This window comes from Gilliamella sp. CG13 (assembly GCF_046635805.1).
Classification (GTDB): domain Bacteria; phylum Pseudomonadota; class Gammaproteobacteria; order Enterobacterales; family Orbaceae; genus Gilliamella; species Gilliamella apicola_I.
On sequence record NZ_JBIDFM010000014.1, the window covers coordinates 1 to 7733 of the forward strand.

General features: G+C 39.3%; 3 protein-coding genes. All 3 read right to left on the minus strand.

What is annotated here, in order from left to right; translation table 11 throughout:
- On the minus strand, positions 1-3455 hold a 3455-nt coding region (locus ACGH6R_RS11050), incomplete at its 3' end, for a hypothetical protein (RefSeq protein ID WP_411599825.1).
- A complete protein-coding gene (locus tag ACGH6R_RS11055; protein ID WP_411599826.1) occupies positions 3455-7006 on the minus strand; it encodes a hypothetical protein in 3552 nt (1183 codons plus the stop codon). The genes ACGH6R_RS11050 and ACGH6R_RS11055, both read right to left, overlap by 1 nt.
- 421 nt (positions 7007-7427) lie before the next feature.
- The coding region (locus tag ACGH6R_RS11060) for an SdrD B-like domain-containing protein (protein WP_411597472.1) at positions 7428-7733 on the minus strand (306 nt) is incomplete at its 5' end.

Here is a 7733-nt window from a genome sequence, read left to right on the forward strand (position 1 = left end):
TCAAATTGCGTGGTATCCAAACCAGTTAAACGTAATAACATATTGGTTAGATATAATTTTCCTCGCGTTGAATTCGCGGCTGTATAAGCAAATTCGCCCGTGTATTTTAGATTTTTATCGATAAAGTCAACTTGATCCAAAATATCGTCAACATTACCGTTAAAATATCCCGGGTAGATGCGAGGGGTAAAAATACCACTTACGGTTAGCAAACCTTTATTATATTGAATGAGTTCTTCTTTAGTGAGCTCAACTGCTTCATCTTTGTTTTTAGAACCTGTTACATCCAAGTAAAGCTTGCCCGAAATTGCCTCGGTCGTATTTGATGATGAAACTTGAGCTTGCATTAGGAATAGATTATTTTTATCTAAATTATTGGCAAGTGAGCCATCGGCTAATACTTCAAAATCTAACGTTCCTGGTGGTGTTGCCGGGTCCATATCTGCAATATCGATAAAATTATCACCCTGATTGTGAACGACACGATATTTGCCTTGAGGCAATGATTTTAGCTTGATCGTTCGATAGTAATCACCAATATCACCCCATTTTTCATAATCACTTCCATTCCAGAAGTAAATTTGAAAATATCCATCTCCATTCTCAATCGTTTGCTCACCTGCATACTTCATATCACCATTGAGATCATTAACAGGCGCCCCCGAAAATTGTCCTTTTCCTTGCATTAGGAAGTGCTTAGTTAATGGCATATCAAGTTGTTTAAACTGTACTTTATAACTTGGTGCTAACTCTTTATCAGGATTAGTGACAGCCGTTGTCCCTGGATAGATAGTTTTAACGATATAAGTCACATCTCGATTAATACCATCTTGTTGCCCTTGAAAGCTATATTCACCCTTGGCATTCGTTAGTTTTTTCCCAATAAAATTACTTCCGTTTTCAGTACAATCATTGGTACCGTCATCTTCGCAAAGTAAAACAATAGCATTCTTTAATGGTAAGTCATTAGCATTGTACATTTGCCCCGTTTGTATCTCACCATCACCTAACCATGTATCTAAAAATACTGAGCCACGAAGTATGTGTTGATTAATTTTTAATTTATACCAGATGTTAGTATCTGTGTTATATTTGTTACCACCACTCGCATTAACAATAATGCTTGATATCGTTTTTTTATTATCATTAGGATCGATACTCGAACCACTATTCTGATCATTATTTTCGAAATCAATATCGCCATTCCTTATATCACTGCCGCCACCATATTCCTGTTTAGCCGTAACACGATACTCTCCATTAGGCAAATTAGTGAAATTGTAATGACCCTTTTCATCTGTTGCGAATTCGGTGATAACTGTCCATTCTCCAAATACTTCACGCTCCAGAGTAACCCGATTTTGTTTAATTGGTATATCTTGATTTGGATTATAAGTACCCAAAGTACCAGAATGACTATTATTTAAATAAACATATCCGGAAATCGTATTGGGTCTTGTTGGTGTAAAATAGATGGTATCTCCCCAAGTTTTAGCCGGTGCAACATTAACCGAATATTCGCCATTATATGATTCGGGATAATCCAAATTATCCTTATCATATTCAACAACAGAATAATAAAACAAACCCGCATGATCGATAGGATAATTTTGTGAGCCTCTTACGCCATAAAAACCCGGCTTTTGATAGCTGACTTCTAATTTATTACCTTGTAAATCGGTTGCTTGAGTCACACCATCTTCTTCAAAAAAGACAATTTTAGTATAAGTACTGGCGGTAATCGCTTCGAGCCCATTAATCGTTGAACTCCAGCTCCATTCCCCATTGGCTGTTTTCAAATAATTGACGACTAATAAATTACCTAAATCTTTACGTATTGGTGAATACCAAAAGTTTTGGTTGGTTTTTCTCTCGTTAAGTTTAGGTAAAATAATCTCTTTAGCAGCAATATTAGCTTGCATACCATTACTTAATGTGACTTTACCTTTATGAATACTTTTTGATTTAGAGGAGGTACTGGTTGATTTACCGTCTGTATCATTGACAAAAATATTTTCATTTAAATTTATATTTGATTCCGTGACAACAACTTTATAATCTTTGTTTTTTACTAATCCAACAAACTGATAGGTGCCCAAATTACCGGCTGTTAATTGAGAAGCAATTTTTTCCCAATCGGTTCCATTATGTTGGTAAAGTTCGACAGTGGTATTAATTCCTGTACTACCCAGAGTGGCAAGCGGAATATTATTGCCCGTTTTACCTGAATCTGGACCTGCTTTAATATATTGCTGAGGTCCTAGTACAAACACATTTCCAGATATACCAGCTAACGTTGTATCGTTCGGTTCCATTTTTAATAAAAATGTCGGACCACTTGTTTGATTATTTTCGTCTGTTATTTTAACGTTTTGTTCAATTTTACTAATTGGAATATAAGGTGCTTTAACATTGGTTACCTTAATGTCATAACTCGCCACCGCTAAGTCTTTAAAACGATATCGACCATTATCGGTAGTAGTCATTGTTTTTGTACCCAGTACTTTGGTTGTCGTGCCAGGATAGTAAAGCTCGACATTCATATCAATCGCACCGGTATCAAAATCTACTGTATAGATCCCATCACCATTTTGATCGATAGCGACAACACCATCGACACCCCATTCATTACGTGGTTTAACATTAAACACACCTTTTTGGTTTTTACCCGCCATATTAAAACTAATTTTGTCAACGTAGGCGTTTTTGCTATCCGGTAACGTTGCATCCCATAAGGCATATTTGATTTTATTACTTGAATCTGCAATAAAATCTTCTGCATCAACCACCATATCATACTGATGCCCTTTTAAGGTATTTTTAAGTTCGACTGTACCACTATTACTTGTTACAAAAATAGGAGTTTTGGAAGAAGCACTATAAATTAGTCTAACAGGAATATTCTTTGCACCGGCGCCTTTGTCATCTTTTATCACTAAGTTGATATCACCGCCTTGCCCTTTGATAAATAAATTCTGAGCAGAGGCGCCGGTATCCACTATCAGTTGTACTGAGCGATCAATGGTTTCACCTTCAGTCGTTTTGGCAACAATCCTATATGTCCCCAGGAACGGCGCATCTAATTTATAGCTTCCATCTTGGTTGGTTGTTGCATCAGATAATAGTTTTTGGTTACTATCATATAATTCAACTTTTAAACCCGTTAACGGCATTTCCGTTTTGCTTGCCGTATTATCATAATCTAAATAGACTTTTCCACCTATATCAAAGCCATACGCAGTTGATAGTGTCACCATCGATATAAACGCTGAGGCTAATAGTTGTTTTATACCCCTTAGCATTCTTTTTTTCACTGTTGCATGATGTGCAGTTCGCATTATCTTTTCTCCTGATATGCGCAAATTCTCTTCTTTTCGTTTTTCTACTTTTCGGTTTGATTTGATTTGCACGGATGAATACATCTGACCTCTATTAACTTTTTGCCAACTGTTCATTAGAAACTCCCTACTACATTGACAAACCAACCATGTGAACGGTAGTTCAGACGCGTTAAGTTGTCATTGTAATCCGTAAAGTTATAACCTATTCCCATCTTGATATTGTCACCGACATTTCGGTAAATACTGGTCACAACCCCGTCTTTATGGTCATCCGCTAGGTTTGTACGTAACGTTCGACCTTCTATCTGGTATTCCCAGTCACCTGTCTTGTAATTGAGGCGAAGTGCATATAAGCTTGCTCCTGATGAGTACCACGTGCTTTCACCTTTATAACGTAAATGCCCTTGTCGGTGCGCCGCTTTAAACGCTGTTTCCCAGTTCGCATTCCACTCATACACACCTTCTAATGACCACACCCAACTTTTTTGGTCATACAGGCTTGAGGTATAGCTTTTGCTATTTGACGATGTTGAATTTGCTATCAGCTGATCATCCGGATCTAAACCATACACATACGTTAGCTTTCCGAATAAATTCAGGTTATTGATAGATAACGGGCGATAAGCAAAGCCTAATGTCGATTCCGTGTAGTTACTCACCACTTCACTGTTGTTATTGTGCTCTCCTAACGTTTTTGCAAAATCAAACTGTGCCATCCAGCTTAGGTTCTCGTTCACGGTCGTTTTTGCCCGGTTGGTCGTTACCCATTGACGGATCCGCTCACTACCTTCATCTATCCGGTATTCCACCCGGTTACGTACCTGAACAGTATCATTTTTATAACCATATCCTACTGCATACACATCTCGGCGGGTTTCATCATTTCCGGTTAAACTGGTATTGCGGTTTCGGTAACGATTATTCACCCGCCCTACCGAGTAAGACCCCTCTATAAATTGTGCTTCCGTCGGTTTATAACTTACCCCATAAACATCAGAAGTAGTTCGGTCAATTTTGGTGGTTTTAAATTGACGCTCTGAGTAAAGCTCCATCTGACTGGTCGCTTTGGTGCGTCCCCCAACAATTGTCGTAATACCCCGCCCCGAGGTCGAGTCCACATCATTTAAGACTTTGGTATATAAACTGGTGCGGTCATTTACATCCCAGCTCCCCTGAACACCACCACCGGCACCCCGATTTGATGCAAATACTTCTGCACCCAAATTGATGCTTTCGGTAATTTGTGAACTGTATCCTAAGGTGGTACGGTTATCATTCGCCACATCGCCCGATTTACCTAACGTCAGCTGCTGAATGATGTAACCTTTGTCCCGTCCGTCAAAAAACGAGCGTTCCAGTTTCGCCGCCACTAAGGTTTCACGGGTAGAAGCATCACCATAATTATGTGTGTTGCGTTGTTGTAACTCTAACGCCGTTTTATATAAGTCACCGAGTGTTGTGTAATATTGAGCACGCGCGATTTTTTCGACATAATTTGCCTTGTCTTTTTCACGACTGTAACCCAGTAAGATACCTTTTTTATCCGTCTCAAAGTCATAACGTAATTCGCCACCCCACTCTTCTAAATCACTGCTACGGGCTTTAGCAAAGGACGAAAAGCCTTTCTGCTGCATCGAATAGTAACCCGTAAAACTTAATGGGATATCCTCACCGGTCAAATCACTGAATTCGATTTTTTGATTAATCTTCCATGCCGCTCCCCGTGTATCACCCGATAACACCGTCTGATTAAATGATAAGCCACCATTACTCGACACAAAAATATCACTCATCCTTGCCTTACTTTTGGCATATTCAAAATGGGTATGCGTGCCTTGCGTCGGTCTGACAATGACATCTAGCCCTTTTAACTCATACGTTTCACCGCCTGACTGGTCTTCACTGATATACGTCCCACCAATTCGAACATGGTCGTTTAACCAGTGATAAGCCCGACCACCAAACACTTTTTGGCTTTCAAAGTCAAAACCGTCCGAGTAATATTCGTATTCCGCTATAATCCAGACTGGGTTACCCCCAACCAGATTACCGCTTTCAATAATTGAACTGCCCGTGCCACCGTTTGCCGTCATCGGTAGGGCTTTGGTTAACATCACCCGACCCTGAAATTGATTCACTTCATAATCAACCCCTTCGTTCAAGGTACTGGTGCTCAGCACCCGACCGGTATTGCGGTCACGTACCTCCATCGACAGCTTTAAACTTCCTTCGGTAATACGCTGATGTTTTAAAAAGTATAAACTACCACCAGTCGAGGCTAACTCAACATGACTGCCTCGCGTTTCACCGTTCGATAAAAACACCGTCGCGAATGTGCGGGTATCACCATAACGGGTTGAATGCTCACTTTCGTGATATAACTTTGCCCCATATAAACTGCGGTTAAAGTTGGCAAACTCATTGCCAGTAATTTGGGAGTTATAGTTACCCCATAACCCGTAACTTTTGCCCTTCTCTAATTTGATATAAAACTTCCCTTCCGTATCCACATCACTTTCCGTGGTCGAATCATCTCCGTATATCGGGTAGTAAGCTTGCGGGTCGATTTCTCGGATAAAACGAGTCGGGTCTTTTTCACCTAAATGTCCAAATGCATTTTTTAATTTCGTTTCAGTCGTGTCCAGATGTGCCGTTAACCGATAATCGCCTTTATTTGCTTTTAAGTAAAAAGCAACCCGACCATCCCAGCTCCCTTTGCCGCTGTAGTGATGACTGTCGGCATCTTCCAGTATCGAACGCCCTTTTCCACTAACATTGTTTTGTGCATACGTCACATCCACGATACCCACATAAAAAATGTCATCTTTCTTTTCAACCACTAACTTTTCCTGTTGCGATTGTTTCTGACCCGATTCATCCTGCCAGCTTATATCAAACTGATACTCACCCGGCGATAAAATTATCTCGCGCATGGCTCGACCATTGTCGTCCACCACTAAGCGTTCACCATTGAGCATCACTGCTTTTTTATCTTCCAGTCCCGCCATTTGAATGACCACTTTACGGTCTTGCGCACTGGTGACGATGCCCTGATGGTTTATTCGGCTTTCGCCAAAGCCCGGTATCGTGCTCTCTGATTTTAATTGACCAAATAATAAATGACCTGAGTCCGATTGATTGTCCAGTTTGTTGTAGGAAATAAAATCACTGTTATGGTCTGCTATGCCTTGACCTAATGTCTTAAACGATGTTGCATAAACACTGTCTTTTAAACCGTCATAACTGGTGGTGGTTAAAATCGCTTTATACTCGCTGTCTGTCGATAACGGCTCGCCATTATCGGTTTCACCACGCCATAACACCGCTTCATACGGACTGATTTCTTTAAATCGTAAAATCTTTAATGGTTGTCTGTTATCTAAATCCGATTGACGGTAAATGGTGATTTGATATTCTGCGATTTTGGTTGGGTAGTTAGTGTAAATATAAAGTCCCATTGGTGTCGTAAACAATCCTTGCGACGTCAACTTCACTTTTGGATTATAAATACTTAAATTAAGCTTTTCTTCTGCGTTAAACTCATCCCGAATAATATTTAATTTAGGTATATCTAAACTACCTGCATAAACATTATTGGAGCCAAGTAAAAAAGCAAAACTAATACTCAGGCAAAGTGGATGCCGGGTCCAGTTATGTTTTTTCATTTAGTTTATTTCCTTCCTCTTCTTCTAAGATCGATTATATTTTTTATTTCCGTAATTCAACTCAACATCAAAATTTATCCATAAACCTTAAAAAATGATTGATGACCAATCTTAATTAACCTTTGTTGATAAATAATAAATTAGCTAATCAATCAGTTAAAAAAATCACAAAATGAAATACTTTTATTAAAACTTTTTCATAATATTTACATAATACTATATATTGATCACAATAAACGATCAATATATATTATTCTGATCGCTAATTTCTATATTAATTGTTACTTTAATTAGCTGTTTATAGTTATTAAAAGTAAGATTAAGAGGATAGATTAATTAGAAATAAAAAACCCCCGATAGACGGGGGAAAGACCTGAAAGGATAGGGATAGACAGACTTCCTTGTCCGTCTTTGATGGTAATTACTGATTTACCTCGGTAACACCAAAATCAACTTTACTTGGTAATCCCGGCGATACTCTCACCACTTTTGGATTACGTCCGCTCACTTTGTACTCTTTCGGTAAACTTCGTGGGTCTAATTTGATGACGAAGTTTGCACCTCGTTCCCAACGGCCTCCCGATACACCGACTATATGGTAACGACCATGCGTATCAGTTGTGATGATTTCTCCCCGAGCCGTCACTAACTTCACGCCGCCCAGACCTTCTTCACCTTCATCCTGTACGCCATTACCGTTGCGGTCGACAAACACTTTTCCGAAGAT